Origin of the sequence: Spiroplasma endosymbiont of Clivina fossor (genome assembly GCF_964031115.1) — a bacterium.
Taxonomy (GTDB): Bacteria; Bacillota_I; Bacilli_A; order Mycoplasmatales; family Nriv7; genus Nriv7.
The window spans coordinates 1,784,969-1,803,190 of sequence record NZ_OZ035006.1 but is presented as its reverse complement, the minus strand read 5'-3'; the positions used below and the strand labels follow the sequence as shown (position 1 = coordinate 1,803,190).

Here is an 18,222-nt window from a genome sequence, read left to right as displayed (position 1 = left end):
TTCTTTTAAGTATAATTCAGAATGAATTATCGAGACACAGAATTTTGGACAGGCTCAATTACTACCTATTTGATTTGATCTTTCTTAATTTCATTATGACTCTACCTCTAAACTTAGTTTTTAAATATATTCAGTAATTTTTTCAAGAACAGCATCATAACCCATTTTACTAATACTTGATGTTTTAATCATATCAATATGATTAATAATCAGCAATGTTTCTTTAATTATTTTTTCTTGCTTACTAATATCATTTTTCTTTAGTTTATCTAACTTGGTAGTAACAATGAGAATATTAATATTTCGTTCTCGTAAAAAATTAAACATTACTAAATCATCAGCATTAGGAATTCGTCTTAAATCTAATAATAAGATTGCTAACTTTAAATTTTTTCGCTCTAATAAATAAGTATCCATCATTTTAACAAATTGTTTTTTAATATTCTTACTTATTTTTGCAAAACCATAACCGGGGCAATCAACAAAACGAAATTCATTATCATTAATAGCAAAAAAATTAAGCATTTGTGTTTTACCAGGCGAACTAGACACCTTTGCTAATTGTTTATTATTACATAAAGAATTAATAAATGTTGATTTTCCAACATTACTTCGTCCTAATAACAATACTTCACTAATCTCATCATCAATTCATTGTTCCTTATTAATAGCACCTTTAAGAAACAAACTCTTAGTAATTTTCATTGTTTTCACCACTTTTATTTTCTAAAACTAAAAAAGAAATAATTTTTAATTTTATTAAAATTTCACCTTGTGTTTAAAATTTTATCGTATAGAATAAAAATATGCAACTATTTAGTTTATACGGGGCGCGTTTAGTTTTCTTAGGTATTTTTTAAAAAAGAAAAAATAATCATTTACTATAAATTATTTCAATATTCAAATTAAGTATATATTTTTTATGTATGATTTTTGTTGTAAAAAATTTTTAATTTTGTCGAAAACTCTTGATAAAATAAAAAAAATCATCAACTTGATAATTTTAAAAGGCTTTTATGTAAAATTACTATTTTTACTTTAACTTTTTTATACATTAAAATGTAATACCGCTGTTTGTTGGTTTGGAGTTAAACCCTTATGTTGGTATTTTCATTTTCAGAGATTTAAATAATTTTGAATATTAGTAAAACCTAAACCATGATAATGAATTAAGGGTTCTTTAAGACTAGATTGTAATTTACTGATTTTATTTAAGTTACGATAACTAGCTTCAGGATTAGTTGTTGTTTTAGTTACACATAAAGTAGAATTTGTTTGTTTTGCTACTAAAAAATATAATTTTTGCATATCAGAAGTAATAATTGAATTTTCGTTAATTAATTCTTTGTTCATATTTTCAATAACTCATTGTTTTTGTAAACGTTTGGTGTTTGTGGATTTAACATAAATATTGTTATTGTTATCAATTGCCATTTGAATACAGCATTTAGTATTAGTTGCGAATGGGTCAAGGTGAATTCTTCGTGGATCAGTTTTATATTTGAAATTTCCTTTATGGATTTCTTTAATGAATGTTTCATCGATTTGGATTTTACCAGATAATTTTTTAAATTTTAATTGGGTATTTTCTAATTGTTTTGATTTCATTAATTTTTGACGATTATATCAAGCAGTTTTTAATGTAGTTTTAATAAAACGAGAAATTGTTTTACTAGATTGCCCCAGCAATGAAATTTGAATCAATAAATTTCATTGTTCATAATTTAAATGACTTCAATAAATAAAATGATTACGAAAAGCGTCAAAACTTGCACGGCAATTTTTACATAAATATTTTTGTTTTCCTTCTGAATTATGTCCATTTTTAACGCAATGGTAAGATTCACATTTAGGGCATTTAATACCTTGCGCTCTAAATTTTTGATCAATTTCATTTAACCGTTTTTGTTTTTTTTTTTTATTAATTCTGCTTGTTGTTTGACTTTTTCATAAAATTCTAAAAATTGATCATCTGTTAAAGTATTTACTAGTTCTTGAATTATTTTTTCCATAATTATTATCCACCTCTATCATATTAAAAATATACCTAAAATTAAGTATATTCAATAAATATCAAGAGTTTTCGACAAAATTAAAATAAAAAATTATTTTAATGTTGTTTTTATAAGCATTTTACTTAGTTTTTATAAGCTTTTATTAAGATTATGTTTGTTAATATTAAATATTTTGTTTTATTACTTATTTTTCAAATAAAACGATAATTAAATTGTAGTTCCTTTTCTTTCAAAATTAATCAAATATTTTCCCACCTAACAAAACTTTACGCGTCCGTTTATAAGGTTAATTGCTTAATTGTAATTATGAAAAGGGAATTTAGTATTATTCTAAAGCTATCCCAGCAACTGTGATACGGACAATAATTATATTCGCCATTAAAAATTAGTTTTTTGAGAAGGCACAATTAATAAAAATAAAAGAATTTCTATTTCTTAGTTAAGGATTAGAAATTCTTTATCTTTTAAACTTACTAAAATCTGGCATTCTTCCTGATTTAATTTGTTTTGTCATTGCATCAACACTTTTTTTAGCTTTTTCAAATTGATTTATTAAATTATTAAATTCTTTTTCATTTCGTCCCGAACCTCTAATAATCCGATTTTTTCTTTTTCATTGTTTTAAAAGTCGTGGCTCTCTTCGTTCTTTTTTAGTCATTGAATCTAATAATGCTCTTGTAACTAATAATTTACTTTCAGCACCTTCAATTTGGGCATCACTAAGATTATTAACTCCGGGCATCATTTTAATTATTCCTGAAAGTTTACCCATCTTTGACATTTGTTTCATTTGATTAGCTAAATCATCTAAATCAAATTGCCCCATCATCATCCGATTCATTGTTTTCTGAATTGATCTTTCATCAACAACATCTTGAGCTTTTTCAAATAAACTTTGCACATCGCCCATTCCTAAAATTCGGTCAGCCATTCTTTCAGGATAAAAAATATCTAATGCTTCAACCTTTTCTCCCGTACCAGCAAACATAATAGGAATTTTAGTTAAATGACTAATAGAAAGTGCCGTCCCCCCACGAGCATCACCATCTAATTTAGAGAGAATTGTTCCTGTTAAATTAAGATATTGATGAAATCGTTCAGTAACATTAATAATTTCTTGCCCTGTCATCGCATCAACAACAATAAGAATTTCTTGAGGATTAATATTTTGTTTTAAATTAGATAATTCATCCATTAGTACGCTATCAATGTGCAATCTTCCTGCTGTATCAACAATAACAACATCAAACTTATTTTCCATTGCATAACTAAGAGCATTGTTAGCAATTTTAACAACATCTTTTTCATTATCCAATGAAAATACAGGAGTGTCTAATTGCTCACCTAAGGATTTTAACTGTTCAATGGCGGCTGGCCGATACACATCACAAGCAACTAACAAAGAATTCTTATGATACTTTTTTCGTAATAAATTTGCTAACTTAGCTGTTGTGGTTGTTTTTCCACTTCCTTGTAATCCAACCATCATAATAACTGTTGGTCGTTTATTAAGATTCAATAAATGTTCTTTATGTCCCATAATACGAATTAACTCATTATGAACAATTTTAATTAACATTTGTTCAGGTTTTAAACCTTCAAGAATAAACTCTCCCTTTGCAAGATCACGAACATTATTAACAAATTCTTTTACCACATTAAAATTAACATCAGCCTCTAATAAAGCAAGTTTAATTTCATTTAAAGTAGCTTCCATATTTTGTTCTGTTAAAGTTAATGTCTTAATATTCTTCTTAATAGCTTTAGTAATGCGATTCGCCAAAAAATCAGTAAACATTTTTATACCCCATTTATTTATAAATTTTAACTTCGTTAGAAATTATATCATATGTAATAAAAAATTTATAGTTATCATAGAAGAGAGGTCGCGTTTAGTTTTCTTAGGTATTGCTTTGAAGAAGTAAAACAATCAGCTAATTATATTATTTAATTACTAAACTAACCCTGCCTTTCTTGTTATTGTCATTTTTATTCATCATGATTTTATCATATTATTGAATTTTTACACAACAAAAAAGGGCGGGTGGGTCGCGTTTAGTTTTCTTAGGTATTTTTTAAAAAAGAAAAAATAATCATTTACTATAAATTATTTCAATAGACTTGGTACATAACTATAACTAGCTTAATTCAAAATTATATATTCCTGAAATTAAGTTAAATCGTAATCCAAATCTTCTAATCTTATTGCGATAACGATAAACTAGTATTTTAAATCTTTTTAATCTAGCAAAAACATGTTCAATGACAATTCTAACTTTACTTAAAAAGCTATTATATTCCTTTTTATCTGGATTTAAAGGATTATTTTTACTCTTTTTAATTGGCAATAATGTATTTTTATGAACATTTTGCAAACCTTGATATCCTGAATCGGCAATTAATTCTAATTTTGGATTTATAAGTGTATTTGATTTTAAAAATAACTTATAATCATGAGTACTGCCATAACAAAAATCTACTGAAATAATTTTATTGTTAAATAAATCAATAATTATTTGCGATTTTAATGAATGTTGCCTTTTCTTACCAGAAAATAATAATTTTAGTTTTTTTTAATTCTTTCAATTGGAATTTCTGTAGCATCAATTGCTAATAAATTATTAGTAGTACCCTTATTTTCTAATAATATCTTTTTGCCAGGTATATGAAAGTGACTATTTTTTATTAGAGTATTTTCAACTCAAAAGATATTACGAATACAACTAACATGACTAATATTATATTTTTTTGCAATAATACGATATGTACTATATTCTTTTCAGTATTCTAAAGTCATAAGTAATCTTTGCTCTATTGATAATTTATTTGGTCTACCACCAATTTGTTTTTGTTTAGCTTCACCTTCTTTTAAAATTTCTACCATTTTCATGAAAGTTTTATATTTTATGCCTATTAAACTATAAAATTCGTTTTCGTCTTTGTATTTATCTAACATTTGTATTTCGCCTAGGAAATAATATTATCAAAATAGTAGATAAAATTAAAGGTTATGTACCAAGTCTAATATGCAAATTAAGTATATATTTCTTATGTATGATTTTTGTTATAAAAAATTATTTTAATGTTGTTTTTATAAGCATTTTACTTAGTTTTTATAACCTTTTATTGAGATTATGTTTATTAATATTAAATATTTTGTTTTATTACTTATTTTTCAAATAAAATGATAATTAAATTGTAATTACTTTTCTTTCAAAATTATTCAAATATTTTCCACCTAACAAAACTTTACGCGCCCTATAAAATGGGAAATAAAACCTCATACTCTGAAGAATTTAAAAAACAAATTGTAAATGCTATACAAAAATGGCAAAAGTGTTATTAATTTAGGGAAAGAATATAATTTACCAAAACCAACTATTTATAGTTGAGTTAAAAATTATAATAATTCTGGGTCATTTAAAGCAAAAGATAATCGCACTGTCGAAGAAAATGAATTAATTTACTTGCGAAAAGAAAACCAACAATTACGAATGGAAAATGACATTTTAAAGCAAGCAGCACTGAATAATCGGCAAAAAATGACAATAAACTTAAAAGAATTTAATTGAGAACAAATTAAACAAACTTTCTGAGATTTATTTATTCAAATTACAACTATTCCGGCTCATATTACTGGTGGTAAAGAAATTAAATTAATCGAAGTACCGCTGCTTTGACTTTTAATAGCAAACATTGCTTTTTGATTCTTAACAGCGATTATGGTGTGATTTATTCTAATGTTCCTTTGAAAAACCATATCAGTATTTAGATAGAGACAAAAGTAATGTCGCGAAGTTACATTGTGATGCATTCACAAAGAAATTCAAAATTAATTAAGAAAAAATACAATCGCGTTAAGGTTAATCGTGGTTTTAATAAATTTAAGAAAAACTTTGAATATAAATGATGAATGTTTTAAAAAAGAAAGGGGGTGATTATATGATTGGAACTTTCTTGGCTGATGCACCAGTAACAGTAGAAAAAATAACAGCTAGTGATGCGATGACTAAATTATGAAATGCGATTATAACAGCGTTTACTAAAATCAACATATTATTATCAAACTAATAAATGCGCTAAGTTTGATATTAATAATTATGAACAAGAAGTTATCAGTGCATTTAATAAAAGTCGTAAGATTTATGGTGCTCGTAAAATTAAAGCTGTTTTAATAAGAAAAAATATCATCTTATCACGACGAAAAATCCGATTCATTATGATCAAAAATAAATTGGTTTCTAAATACACCAAATTAAAATATCGTAATCATGAAAAAACAGTTAATAATGACCAAATTAATAATGTTTTAAATCGTCAATTTAATAACCAAAAACCCAATGAAGTTGTTGTTAGTGATTTAACATATGTTCAAGTTGGTACTAAATGACATTATATTTGTTTATTAATTGACTTGTTTAATCGCGAAGTAATTGGCTATAGTGCTGGACCAAATAAAACTGCTGAACTAGTTCAACAAGCTTTTCGCAAGATAACACGACCATTAAATAAAATAACTTTATTTCATACTGATCGTGGTAATGAATTCAAAAATAAAATCATTGATGAAATTTTAATAACCTTTAAAATTCAAAGATCATTAAGTACCAAAGGATGCCCGTATGATAATGCTGTTGCTGAAGCAACTTACAAAACCTTTAAAACTGAATAGACTTCTTGCAAAATTAATATGATAATTATAATTTTTAAATTTAAAATAAATATAAAAGTGTTATTAAAATAATTTTTAGATTATTTTTACAAATATTTTGTCATTAAAACATAATAAAAATTATTATTTACAATAAAAAAAGACTGAAATTTTAAATTATCAAATATATTTAAACTAATAGTTGTAAATTATAAATTGAAGCTATTAAATTAAATCTTAAAGCAAATCTTTTTCTACGATTTCGATATTTTTCACTAATAATTTTAAATTTTTTAAGTATAGCAAAAACATTTTCAATAACAATTCTCATTTTTGAAATTCGCTCATTATTTTGCTTTTCTTCTTTATTTAAAGGGTTTTTCTTTGATTTTCTTTTAGGAATTAAAACATTATGATTAATTTTTTGTATGCCTTGATAACCTAAATCCACTAAAACAGTTGTTTCTGGTAAAAATTTAATTTTTGAATCTTTTAAAATTTTAAAGTCATGGTTTTTACCATAAGAAAAATCAGAACTAATAATTTTTTTACTATCTTTTTCAATTATAACTTGTGTTTTTATTGTGTGTTTTTTCTTTTTTCCTGAGTAGTGCTGTTTTTGTCTTTTTTTGGGCGTTGGATTTGGCTTTCAGTTACATCAATTATAACAGTCTTATCTTTGAAATAATCTTTTAATAGTGATTTTTGATCAGTAAGTTGTTGAAAATTAGGGTGTTTTATTAAAGTGTCTTCAATTCATTTGATATTTCTATAACAACTACTTTCACTAATATCATAACTTTTTGCAATATGAAAATAAGTTCTATATTCTCTTCAATATTCTAAAGTCATTAAAATACGATTTTCTAATGATAATTTATTGGTTCTTCCGCGACGAAATCTCTTTTTTAATTCTTCTATTTTTAAAATTTCTAGCATTTTATTAAAAGTAGTATGTTTAATACCAGTTAATCTTAAAAAATTTTTATCACTTATTTGATTATTTTTTTTAAATTTCATTTAAATTCCACCTTTTTATTAAAAACAACAATTCAATTATATTTTAAATTAATTTTGCAAGAAGTCTAATGTATAAAAAAAGTTAAAGTAAAAATAGTAATTTTACATAAAAGCCTTTTAAAATTATCAAGTTGATGATTTTTTTTTATTTTATCAAGAGTTTTCGACAAAATTAAAAACATTTTATATCAACATTAATAAAATAATATTATATAATTCTAAAAGGTGAATAAAATGTTTCTAATTTATGGTAGTGATAAATTTCTTATTAATAAACAAATTCAAAAAGTAATTAATGTTATTAATAAAGATCAACAAATGAATATTTTAAAGTATAGTATGATAAATGCTAATATTGATGAAATATTACAAGTTATTTCAATGCCACCATTATTTAACAATAAACAAATTGTTATTATTGAAGATTGTTGGTTTTTAACTTCTTCTCGTGAACATCAATTAAGTAGTTTACAATTTAAAAATTTACTTAAATATTGTGAAAATCCCGCACCATTTACTGAGATATTTTTTGTTGTTAACAGTTCTAATATTGATCAACGAAAAAAAATTATTAAAGTTATTGAAAAAACAGGTAAAGTTTTAGTTGTTAAAGAATTAAATGATAGTCAGTTAAAAATGTTTGTTCAAAATTATTTTATTAAGCATAATACTGAAATTACTAATGAGGGTTTAAATTTATTATTAGAAAGATTACCTAATAGTTTACAAATTATTGCTAATGAATTAAATAAACTTGTTAATTATAGTAATTCATTAATATTGGAAGATGTTGATGTTTTGGTTAGTCGTTATTTAGATAGTAATATTTTTGAGTTAGCTAATGCTTTTATTGTTCGTGATATTTCACAAATATGGCAACGATATTATGATTTTAAAAATAGTAATCAAGATGTTTTGGCAATTATTGGTTTGTTAGCTAATCAACTGAGGACGATTCGTGATATTAAAATTTATCAACAAAGGAATTATGATTTTAATATTATTTGTCAAAAAATGACTATTAATCCTTTTCGGTTAAAAATTCTTTGAAAGTATCTTTTAAAAATTAATGATCAACAAATTCATTATTTATTAGGTAGTTTAAGTAATTTAGATTATAATATAAAAAGAAGTTATGTTAATAAAAATATTGGCTTTGAGATGTTTTTATTGCAATTGTAAGAGGGTGAGTTTATTAATGAATAATAGCAAAAATACTTATGAAAATATTGTTAATTTATTAGTTAATATTTTACAAAGTTCTAAATTGAAACTTAAAGTGATTAAGGATGATGAATTTTATACTTATTTTTTACGATTAGTTAATAGTCTTTTATTTTTAGAGCAAGAGCATCACGCTAATTATGAAGAACAACGCTATGCGAGAAGTTTTGTGCAAGTATTAGCTGATTTAAGAGATGAAGAAATAAAAATTGTTAAAGATGATAATTTAACCTTAGAAACTATTGAGAATGATTGTAATTTTTTACAAACTTATATTCTTAATATTTTTCAAATATCAAAACAAGAATTGGTTACACCAACAGTGATTTCTCTTGATATTGTTAAAGAATTATCAAATATTGATTCAAATTTACAAAAGCAATTATTAAAAAATGGTAATGTTTTAGTAACTAGTCAGAATAATAATTCTGAACAAATTTCTAATAATAATTCTCAAATTTTAAAAGATAATGCTGAAAAAACAACTGAGGCTGATTCGCAAAAAAAAGTTAATGAACAATTAATTAATTTGCAAAATTTACAACTTAATTTGCAAGGTTTAAAATTGCCAATTCATCCGGCAAATAATCAAGGTTTTTATCCATATACGGGTAAACCTAAAGCAATGCCGTTTTTTAAAAGAGTTTTAAGTTATGTTTTTATGTTTTTGTGGGCTATTGTTATTGGTATTAATGTTTATGGTTTTATTGCTAAAATTAAGTTAACTGATGTTATTTTGAAAGATAATTTAGTTGAGTCAAAAAGCTTTAATTTTCGGCCAGCGTTTATTGCTTGAAATTTGTCAATGTGAAGTATAATTTTAGAAATTTTAACTTATGCAATGTTAACTTATTCTTTCTTTAAAAAACCACAATTTTTAAGAGATAAATATCGGATGCAACCAATGATGTTAATATTTGCCATTATTGCCATTCTTTTTAATTCTATTTATGGTGTATTTGGATTTTTATCTTATAATTCGTTTGTTCAGTTTTTTAAAAATGCTTTTGATCAAGTTCATAATGTTGATAGTGTCTTAGAAGAAATTTGAAGTAGTTCTAGTTTTCAAGTTTATCGGGTTTTAAAAATTGTGGGTGCTGGTGTTGCTATTATTCCGATATTACTAATTTTTATTGTATTTTCCATTAATCCTCGTTTGGATCGTGATAAGTTAATGCAAGCGGATTTGGAATATCAAAAAGCATTGCAGGCAACATTAAAAGGTGAATCGTATGTTATTGATGCTTCTTTATTTGACCAAGATTTAATTTTAGAAGCTGAAAAGCAGGATGAAAATAATAAAAAGCATGATTTATAGTTTTTATTGCTAGTTAGAAAACAAATAAGGCAATAAAAAAGAGTGTTAGTTAGCACTCTTTTTTATTAATTGGGACTGTACAATTAACTGTGTCTCTAAGTAATTAACTTAAATTCACTCTGTCCTCAAATTTTATCATTAAATGTGAAATTGCACTACCCCAATTTTGAATTGGCATCGTTCATTTCTTAACCATATTTTGAAATGCTAAATAAAATATTTTAAAAACTGATGCGTCATTAGGAAAAATCTTTTTATTCTTAATGACTTTTCTTAATTGACTATTAACAGATTCAATCGCATTAGTTGTGTAAATAATTCTTCTAAATTCCTGAGGATATTCAAGAAAAATTATTAAATTATTTCAGTTATTTTTTCATGATTTAGTAATTTGTGGATACTTTTTATTTCATTTTTCTGAAAAATGATCTAAAGCAATTAACGCTATTTCTTCATTAATTGCTGTATAAATTGATTTTAAATCATTAGCTACAAGTTTGCGATCTTTGTAAGGAACAAATTTTAAACTATTGCGAATTTGATGAACAATGCATAATTGATGCTGTGTTTTTGGGAAAACAGCTTCTATTGCATCAGACATCCCAGTTAAATTATCACTACAAGCAACAAGAATATCTTGTAACCCACGATTTTTCATTTCCGTAAGATTATTAAGTCAAAATTTGGCTCCCTCATTCTCACTAATTCACATTCCTAAAATATCTTTTAAACCATCTAAATTAATTCCTAAGGCAAGATAAACTGCTTTATTTATTATTCGTTTATCTTGCTTTACTTTAACAACAATACAATCAAAATAAACAATCGGATAAATCTTCTCTAAAGGTTTAGTTTGTCACATTTTAACTTCTTCAATAACATCATCAGTTATTTGACTAATTAAACTTTCTGAAATTTCTGCTCCGTGATAGAATTCTTGCAATTGTGCTTTGATATCAGAAATTGTCATTCCTCTTGCATATAAAGAAATTACTTTTTGATCAAAGTTATCAAATCTTCTTTGTCTTTTCGGAATAATTACTGGTTCAAAAGTACTATTTCGATCTCTTGGTACATCAATTGCGATTGAACCATTTTTAGTAATAATGGTTTTTTGTGTGTTGCCATTTCTTTTATTATGATTCTCATCAGTTTCAAGATAATCTTTAATTTCCGTATTTAACATTCGTTCAGTTAATTTTTTGGTAAATTCCTGAAAAATAGTATTGCCTTTAAATAAATCTTGTGGATTATCAATATTTTCTAAAAAATAATCAACAACTTTATCAATTGCGTCAGGTTCTTTTTTTATTTTTTTTGTCATTTTCTGTTCTCCTTCTTTTAAGTATAATTCAGAATGAATTATCGAGACACAGAATTTTGGACAGGCTCTATTAATTATTAATTAGTTTCTTTAATATTATTAGCAATATTATTAGCTTTAATAGTTAGTTTAGATTTTATTCGGGCAACTTTATTTTTGTGAAAAATATTTTTACTTTCTGCACGGTCAAGCATTGAAATAGCATGATTTAATGTTTGTTGCATATTAGTTTCATTACTGGTAATTGCGATCTTAGCTTTTTTAATTGCTGTTCTTGTTGTTGATTTGATATGAACATTTCTTTGTCTTGCTTTTTCATTTGTGATTGCGCGTTTAGTTTGTGATTTGATATTTGCCATCATTGTCTCCTTAGTTTATTTTATTATTATAAAACCAAAAGTAATTATAGCAAATAATTGTTTTTTAGTAAACTAGTTACTTAAAAAGGTCGCGTTTAGTTTTCTTAGGTATTACTTTGAAAAAGTAAAACAATCAGCTAATTATATTATTTAATTACTAAACTAAGCCTGCCTTTCTTGTTATTGTCATTTTTATTCGTTACCATTTTATCATATTATTGAATTTTTACACAATAAAAAAATATTAATTTTATTTGAATTGTTGTTTTTAATAAAAAGGTGGAATTTAAATGAAATTTAAAAAAAATAATCAAATAAGTGATAAAAATTTTTTAAGATTAACTGGTATTAAACATACTACTTTTAATAAAATGCTAGAAATTTTAAAAATAGAAGAATTAAAAAAGAGATTTCGTCGCGGAAGAACCAATAAATTATCATTAGAAAATCGTATTTTAATGACTTTAGAATATTGAAGAGAATATAGAACTTATTTTCATATTGCAAAAAGTTATGATATTAGTGAAAGTAGTTGTTATAGAAATATCAAATGAATTGAAGACACTTTAATAAAACACCCTAATTTTCAACAACTTACTGGTCAAAAATCACTATTAAAAGATTATTTCAAAGATAAGACTGTTATAATTGATGTAACTGAAAGCCAAATCCAACGCCCAAAAAAAGACAAAAACAGCACTACTCAGGAAAAAAGAAAAAACACACAATAAAAACACAAGTTATAATTGAAAAAGATAGTAAAAAAATTATTAGTTCTGATTTTTCTTATGGTAAAAACCATGACTTTAAAATTTTAAAAGATTCAAAAATTAAATTTTTACCAGAAACAACTGTTTTAGTGGATTTAGGTTATCAAGGCATACAAAAAATTAATCATAATGTTTTAATTCCTAAAAGAAAATCAAAGAAAAACCCTTTAAATAAAGAAGAAAAGCAAAATAATGAGCGAATTTCAAAAATGAGAATTGTTATTGAAAATGTTTTTGCTATACTTAAAAAATTTAAAATTATTAGTGAAAAATATCGAAATCGTAGAAAAAGATTTGCTTTAAGATTTAATTTAATAGCTTCAATTTATAATTTACAACTATTAGTTTAAATATATTTGATAATTTAAAATTTCAGTCTTTTTTATTGTAAATAATAATTTTTATTATGTTTTAATGACAAAATATTTGTAAAAATAATCTAAAAATTATTTTAATAACACTTTTATATTTATTTTAAATTTAAAAATTATAATTATCATATTAATTTTGCAAGAAGTCTATTAAATTTTTTTTTAATTTTAACTAATATTTTTACTTACTTAAATCTATTATATTTATTTGTTACAGCATTACCTTTATAATTAATTCAGAAATAGAAATCAGAAAAGTAATGATAATAATTAATCCGGCAATAAATGCAACTTGTGCAGGCATTTTTTCTATCGGAACAAACAGTTTTAAGAATTCCATAATAATTTCTCAAAACATTATTTTTTATCCGCGCTATTTTCTTTTGAATTAGGAGCTTTAACTCATTCTTCAAAGCGGGCAATAAATACTTTTTCGTCTTTCGTGAAATTACCCGTATTATTTTTAATGGCATTTTTATATTTAATTCTAATTTTTATTTTGGCATAAATTTTATAAGCAAAATATGCTAATAGCATGATGCTGATAATAATAAATATTAATCCAATCGCAATATTCATTTTTAAACTCCTTTAAAATAGTTATAATTTATATCTTTTTTGTTGTTTTCTTTTTCGGCAATGAAGAAGCTTAATAATTCTTGTCCCTTAATTAATTTGGTTTCATTTTCTTTTTGATTAATTGAAATTATTTGATATTTACTATCTTTTATTATTCCGATGCAAATAGAATTTTCATATTTTCCTTTATAAACAAATCGCTTTGGAAACCAAATACCGATTTGTTCATTAAATCACGGAATTTTTGGTGCTTTAATAAGCATTGCGTTTTGTGTCTCTTTTAAAAGATATCTCTTAGTATTTAAGAAAATGTTTTCAATGTTTTTCATAATAAATTACCTTTCTTAATATATAAACTAAGTTAGTTAACTTAGTTTTTTAAACACTTATATATCGCAGATTTAAGTGTTTAACAAGCTTTGTTAGTAAATTTTGTTTTTTAATTAGATAAAGATTTTAATAATTTTAAACTTAGCATACCCCTATATAGAAATTTTTACACTTTAACATCCGCATCCTACCCTTGGAACTAATTTAATAGCGTGTATATTTTTAGGAAATCCACCCATTCATTTTTTTATTGCAAAACGAAACAAATTGCTATAGCTAATAGGATGTTATCTATCAACTGGTAAACTTCTTTTGGTTATGGCGACCACCCACAATTTATCGTGCTTTAATACATACCAACATTATTAATTCACTTGTATTTAATTTTCAAAGAACAAACTTTTAACATCTTATAAAATAAAAAGACAATCATTGCTGACTGCCTTAATACTTATTCAAATCTTTTCCTACCTAACAAAACTTTATGCGTCCCTTAAAAAAGTAGTAAAAAAGATGTATAATTACTTATGTACATTTAAAAAAGTGTGGGTAGAAAAAGTGAGTTATTATTTACAATCAAAATATCAGTTTTCACATCATGTTATTCTTCGTGTTAAACAGCGATTAAATTTGAAACATTTAAATGATATTGAATTAAAAATGCATTGTTTACAATTAATTAATGAGGCATTTTATGTTGTAGATATAAAAGATAATATTTATGTGCAAATTAATGATCGTGATTTATATTTTGTTATTGATAAAAAATCTAATTTGGTTAAAACAATAACGCCAATAAGTCAAGAAAGGTTATTAAGTATTATTAAAATTTAATTAATTAAAGGAGGAAATGAATAATGTTTTTAGTAACAGGTGATTTACAAAATGGACAAACTACTTGAGTAATGTTAGGCTTAATTATTATTATTGTAGTTGTAATGATAGTTTCTTCCATTCGTAAACGAAAACAAGATAAAATTGAAAAAGAAAAGCGTCAAAAAGAAGTTAGAGATAAAATTAAGCAGTATTTAAAGATTAATGATAATATTGCTCATAAAAGAATTGAATATGATAAAGTAATTGCTAGAGCAGGTAAAGATTATAAATATCGTGATGTTTTTGATGTTGTTATCAAATTATATGATTCAAAATCAAATGCGTTATATGCTACTAAAGCTTTTGAAGTTGAAGGTTTAACAAAACAATTAAGTAAAAAAGAATATGAAACAACTTGAAAAGTTAATCATGAATTAGAATTAGAAGCGACTTTAATTCGTTTGCAAAAAGAACAAAAGAAAAGTTATTGAAAGATGACTAAGGCTGAGCGAGCACAAGTTAGATTAGAGCGTAAGGAAGCAAAAATAATAGAAAAAGCAGAAATTAAAAAAATTAAGCAAGAGAAAAAAATCAAAGCAACTAAAAAAGTTGTTCAAAATAAAAATGAGGTTCTTATTAAGCGACAACCTAATGAGAAGTTTGGTGCTAAAAAATAAATAGTTTAATTAATTCATAATTTGAGGAAATGACAAAATGCTTCATAAAATATATAAAGAAGATTATAAAAATTATCGGGAATGTGCTAAATTATCATTTCTTTTACGAAAAGAAAATCATCAAAAGACAATTCAATGGCACGATAGGGAGTTAACTTATTTTTTTAGTTTGCCTGAATTTGGTGATGAAAGGCAAAAAGATGACTTGACGAATATTTCTGCTCGTAATTTAGAATTATTAGCGAACGATGATTATAGTTTTAGCGATTTAGAGGTAATTGATAGTGAAACTATTCTTGATGGTTTAGAAGTAGGTTATCATGCTAAGCAATATTTTTTACGAAATTATCGTTGTTTTGATTTAGATACTTATGAAAAACATCTTGTGGCAAATAAAACGGTAGAAAAAATTCTTGATGCTAATCTTGAAGTATTGTTTGAACCACGATTTGAATATAATGACTGTGTTACGAAAGTTGATATTTTAAAACGAAATGGTACAGGTTGAGACTTAATTGAAGTTAAGGCAACAACTAAGGTTCATCGCGAACATTTATATGATGTTCTTTATCAATATTATATTTTGACTAATTGTAATATTGAGATTAAAAATATTTATTTAATGCATTTAAATGGTTTTTATTTTCATCAAGGTGATTTAGAATATGATAATTTGTTTATTTTAGCAAGTAAATATAATTTAACAACTACTGGTTCAAAGCAAGAAAATATTATGGTTGGTGTAAAAAAAGATTTAGCAAAGCGCGATTTTAATCAAGATATTCAGCGCATTAAAGATATTTTTCAAATGCCAGTTGCTGAAGCATTAGCGTGGTTAAAGACTAGTCAATGTCATAATCGGGGTAAATATGATTATTGTATTCATGTTTATGCTAAATTACCCAAAGAGCATACAATATTTAATCTTTATCGGTTAGTAAAAACTAAAAAAGCAAGATTATATTATGAAGATAATTTTTTGTCGCTTTATACATCTAATTTTTTTGATCTTAATTTAACAGCTAATCAATATCGACAAATTAAAGTTGTCCAAAATTTAGAAGGTGTTGTTGCATTGTCAGAACGAAGATATTTACAAAGTATATATAAGGAATATGTGTATCCGATTTATATGTATGATTTTGAAACTGTTAAAAGTGCCATTCCGAAATATGAAAATAGTACACCATATGAGCAAATTCCGTTTCAGTATTCAATTCATGTTTTATTGGATAATAAGTTTAATGAAGAGAAACATAATATTAAACATTATCGTTATTTAAGTGATGGTGTTGGTGATCATCGTTTAGTTTTAATTGAAAATTTAATTAAGGATTTAACACGGTATGGCATAGGTACTTATGTTGCATATAATAAAAGTTTTGAGAAGCAAGTTTTAAAAAAAATGGCATTATTATATCCGATTTATGAAGAAATATTAATGCAAATTTCTGATTGGACTGTTGATTTAATGGATTTCTTTAAAAATTTTGCAATTTATAAAGCAGAATTTAATGGTAGTCTTTCAATTAAGAAAACATTGCCGGCTTTTAATTCGGAATTTTCTTATGATGATTTAGAAGTGCAAAAGGGAACCGATGCTTCCAGTTTATTTCGTAAACGGTTGTATAATGAATTACAAAAAGATAATAATCATTTGTTTTTCTTGAAATTAAATGATGCTTGAAAAACTATTAGTTTGCAACAATGACAAGACAATTATGTTAAAAATTTGTTATTATATTGTGAACGCGATACTTATGGGATGGTAGTTTTGTTTACTAAAATTTCTGAATTGTTGCAAGAGCAGGGGTGAATTGAATGGTAACGAAAGTCATTTTTATGGGAACACCGATTTTTGCTAAAGAAGTGTTATTAAAATTATTAGCAATGGATTTTATTGAAGTTGTAGCTGTTGTTTGTCAACCTGATCGTAAGGTGGGAAGAAAGCAAGAAATGACGATTGGTGCTGTTAAACAAGTAGCATTAGTATCAAAATTAAAGATTTTTCAACCAGATAATATTAACGATATTGTTTTAGAACTAGATAATTTAAATGCTGATTTAATAATTACTTGTGCTTATGGTCAATTTTTGGGAACAAGGATTTTACAATTGGTGCCGAAAGGTTGCTTAAATATTCATGCTTCGTTATTACCTAAATTACGAGGTGGAGCACCAATTCATTGAGCGGTAATTAATGATGAAAAGGAAACTGGTATTAGTTTAATGAAAATGACATCACAAATGGATGCGGGACCTGTATTTGTTCAAGAGAAAATTAGGTTGGTAGCAAATGAAACGGCAAGTAGTTTGCATTACCGTTTAATTTTGTTAGCAAATATGATGTTGGAAAAATATTTATTCTTAATAATTAGTGGTAAAATTACTCCAGAAATCCAAAATGAACGACTTGTATCGTTTGGTTTAAATATTAAACGAAATAATGAAAAGATTATTTGAAATGTTGATGCTAGAAAAGTAACTTGTCAAATTCGTGGTCTTTTTGAAATCCCTTTAGCTTATACGACTTATGAAAATAAGATTTATAAAATACATCAGGCGATCGTTTATGATATTAATAAACAGGAAAAAGCAGCTGGGACAATTTTATCATTTCAACAAGATGGTATTGAAGTTCAAACGAGTAAAGGAAGTGTTTTAATTCAAAGATTACAACCTGAGGGTAAAAAAGCAATATTGGTTAAAAATTTTTATCAAGGACAACATCCTTTGCGGGTTGGAACAAAATTTATTTAAGGAAAGGA

Annotated in this window: 22 protein-coding genes; 11 read left to right on the top strand and 11 right to left on the bottom strand. The window is 24.8% G+C overall.

Going from position 1 to position 18,222, the window contains the following annotated elements; translation table 4 throughout:
* Window positions 1-120: 120 nt before the first annotated feature.
* The 5 genes from yihA to AAHM82_RS10945 all read right to left on the bottom strand — a co-directional run bounded on the left by yihA (window position 121) and on the right by AAHM82_RS10945 (window position 4,971).
* Window positions 121-705, bottom strand: a complete 585-nt coding sequence (gene yihA, locus AAHM82_RS10965) for a ribosome biogenesis GTP-binding protein YihA/YsxC (protein ID WP_342263957.1) — start codon at window positions 703-705, stop codon at window positions 121-123.
* 342 nt (window positions 706-1,047) lie between these two features.
* The gene (locus tag AAHM82_RS10960; protein ID WP_342263956.1) at window positions 1,048-2,034 is read right to left on the bottom strand and encodes an IS1/IS1595 family N-terminal zinc-binding domain-containing protein; all 987 of its coding nucleotides are present in this window, start codon (window positions 2,032-2,034) and stop codon (window positions 1,048-1,050) included.
* Window positions 2,035-2,472: 438 nt separating this feature from the next.
* On the bottom strand, window positions 2,473-3,813 hold the full coding sequence (ffh, locus tag AAHM82_RS10955) for a signal recognition particle protein (RefSeq protein WP_342263955.1): 1,341 nt from the start codon (window positions 3,811-3,813) through the stop codon (window positions 2,473-2,475).
* A gap of 340 nt (window positions 3,814-4,153) precedes the next feature.
* The gene (locus AAHM82_RS10950) at window positions 4,154-4,573 is read right to left on the bottom strand and encodes a transposase family protein (protein WP_342264846.1); all 420 of its coding nucleotides are present in this window, start codon (window positions 4,571-4,573) and stop codon (window positions 4,154-4,156) included.
* 5 nt (window positions 4,574-4,578) lie between these two features.
* Window positions 4,579-4,971 carry a transposase family protein gene (locus AAHM82_RS10945; protein WP_342263426.1) on the bottom strand — a complete coding sequence of 131 codons (393 nt, stop codon included), beginning with the start codon at window positions 4,969-4,971 and terminating at the stop codon, window positions 4,579-4,581.
* Window positions 4,972-5,329: 358 nt separating this feature from the next.
* Between AAHM82_RS10945 and AAHM82_RS14730 the strand changes: the two genes are divergently transcribed.
* The 3 genes from AAHM82_RS14730 (at window position 5,330) to AAHM82_RS10930 (ending at window position 6,687) form a co-directional block, all read left to right on the top strand.
* On the top strand, window positions 5,330-5,791 hold the full coding sequence (locus AAHM82_RS14730) for a hypothetical protein (RefSeq protein WP_425288982.1): 462 nt from the start codon (window positions 5,330-5,332) through the stop codon (window positions 5,789-5,791).
* 130 nt (window positions 5,792-5,921) lie between these two features.
* Entirely contained in the window at window positions 5,922-6,086 is a 165-nt protein-coding gene (locus tag AAHM82_RS10935) for a hypothetical protein (protein WP_342263954.1), read from the top strand.
* Window positions 6,055-6,687, top strand: a complete 633-nt coding sequence (locus tag AAHM82_RS10930) for an IS3 family transposase (RefSeq protein ID WP_342264881.1) — start codon at window positions 6,055-6,057, stop codon at window positions 6,685-6,687. The genes AAHM82_RS10935 and AAHM82_RS10930 overlap by 32 nt, the downstream gene beginning before the upstream one ends.
* 169 nt (window positions 6,688-6,856) lie before the next feature.
* Here the strand turns inward: AAHM82_RS10930 and AAHM82_RS14725 are convergent, their stop codons facing one another.
* Window positions 6,857-7,249 carry a transposase family protein gene (locus AAHM82_RS14725; RefSeq protein ID WP_342264845.1) on the bottom strand — a complete coding sequence of 131 codons (393 nt, stop codon included), beginning with the start codon at window positions 7,247-7,249 and terminating at the stop codon, window positions 6,857-6,859.
* Window positions 7,246-7,686 carry a helix-turn-helix domain-containing protein gene (locus AAHM82_RS14720; RefSeq protein ID WP_425288981.1) on the bottom strand — a complete coding sequence of 147 codons (441 nt, stop codon included), beginning with the start codon at window positions 7,684-7,686 and terminating at the stop codon, window positions 7,246-7,248. Before AAHM82_RS14720 ends, AAHM82_RS14725 begins: the two co-directional genes overlap by 4 nt.
* 234 nt (window positions 7,687-7,920) lie before the next feature.
* Between AAHM82_RS14720 and holA the strand changes: the two genes are divergently transcribed.
* Window positions 7,921-8,868 (top strand): DNA polymerase III subunit delta, encoded by a 948-nt coding sequence (holA, locus tag AAHM82_RS10920; protein ID WP_342263952.1) that lies wholly within the window; start codon window positions 7,921-7,923, stop codon window positions 8,866-8,868.
* 16 nt (window positions 8,869-8,884) lie between these two features.
* Window positions 8,885-10,228, top strand: coding sequence for a hypothetical protein (locus AAHM82_RS10915; protein WP_342263951.1), 1,344 nt, complete (start codon window positions 8,885-8,887; stop codon window positions 10,226-10,228).
* 103 nt (window positions 10,229-10,331) lie between these two features.
* Here AAHM82_RS10915 and AAHM82_RS10910 read toward each other — a convergent pair whose 3' ends face one another.
* Window positions 10,332-11,552, bottom strand: coding sequence for an IS256 family transposase (locus tag AAHM82_RS10910; protein WP_342263365.1), 1,221 nt, complete (start codon window positions 11,550-11,552; stop codon window positions 10,332-10,334).
* A 77-nt stretch (window positions 11,553-11,629) separates the two neighbouring features.
* On the bottom strand, window positions 11,630-11,911 hold the full coding sequence (gene rpsT / locus AAHM82_RS10905; protein ID WP_342263950.1) for a 30S ribosomal protein S20: 282 nt from the start codon (window positions 11,909-11,911) through the stop codon (window positions 11,630-11,632).
* Window positions 11,912-12,201: 290 nt separating this feature from the next.
* Here rpsT and AAHM82_RS14715 point away from each other — a divergent pair, with 290 nt between their 5' ends.
* Both AAHM82_RS14715 and AAHM82_RS14710 read left to right on the top strand, forming a co-directional pair.
* Window positions 12,202-12,642 carry a transposase family protein gene (locus AAHM82_RS14715; RefSeq protein ID WP_342263396.1) on the top strand — a complete coding sequence of 147 codons (441 nt, stop codon included), beginning with the start codon at window positions 12,202-12,204 and terminating at the stop codon, window positions 12,640-12,642.
* A complete protein-coding gene (locus tag AAHM82_RS14710) occupies window positions 12,639-13,031 on the top strand; it encodes a transposase family protein (RefSeq protein ID WP_342264845.1) in 393 nt (130 codons plus the stop codon). The genes AAHM82_RS14715 and AAHM82_RS14710 overlap by 4 nt, the downstream gene beginning before the upstream one ends.
* Window positions 13,032-13,409: 378 nt before the next feature.
* Here the strand turns inward: AAHM82_RS14710 and AAHM82_RS10895 are convergent, their stop codons facing one another.
* Both AAHM82_RS10895 and AAHM82_RS10890 read right to left on the bottom strand, forming a co-directional pair.
* Complete coding sequence (locus AAHM82_RS10895; RefSeq protein WP_342263949.1) at window positions 13,410-13,631, bottom strand: hypothetical protein; 222 nt, start codon at window positions 13,629-13,631, stop codon at window positions 13,410-13,412.
* Window positions 13,632-13,633: 2 nt separating this feature from the next.
* Complete coding sequence (locus AAHM82_RS10890) at window positions 13,634-13,960, bottom strand: hypothetical protein (protein WP_342263948.1); 327 nt, start codon at window positions 13,958-13,960, stop codon at window positions 13,634-13,636.
* Between the two features lie 433 nt (window positions 13,961-14,393).
* Between AAHM82_RS10890 and AAHM82_RS10885 the strand changes: the two genes are divergently transcribed.
* Genes AAHM82_RS10885 through fmt form a run of 4 tightly spaced genes read left to right on the top strand, consistent with a single transcriptional unit; the run spans window position 14,394 to window position 18,214 of the window.
* Complete coding sequence (locus AAHM82_RS10885) at window positions 14,394-14,795, top strand: hypothetical protein (RefSeq protein ID WP_342263947.1); 402 nt, start codon at window positions 14,394-14,396, stop codon at window positions 14,793-14,795.
* 23 nt (window positions 14,796-14,818) lie between these two features.
* The gene (locus AAHM82_RS10880; RefSeq protein WP_342190016.1) at window positions 14,819-15,454 is read left to right on the top strand and encodes a hypothetical protein; all 636 of its coding nucleotides are present in this window, start codon (window positions 14,819-14,821) and stop codon (window positions 15,452-15,454) included.
* Window positions 15,455-15,491: 37 nt separating this feature from the next.
* Window positions 15,492-17,282 (top strand): DUF2779 domain-containing protein, encoded by a 1,791-nt coding sequence (locus AAHM82_RS10875; RefSeq protein WP_342263946.1) that lies wholly within the window; start codon window positions 15,492-15,494, stop codon window positions 17,280-17,282.
* Complete coding sequence (gene fmt, locus AAHM82_RS10870) at window positions 17,276-18,214, top strand: methionyl-tRNA formyltransferase (RefSeq protein ID WP_342263945.1); 939 nt, start codon at window positions 17,276-17,278, stop codon at window positions 18,212-18,214. Before AAHM82_RS10875 ends, fmt begins: the two co-directional genes overlap by 7 nt.
* Window positions 18,215-18,222 lie beyond the last annotated feature (8 nt).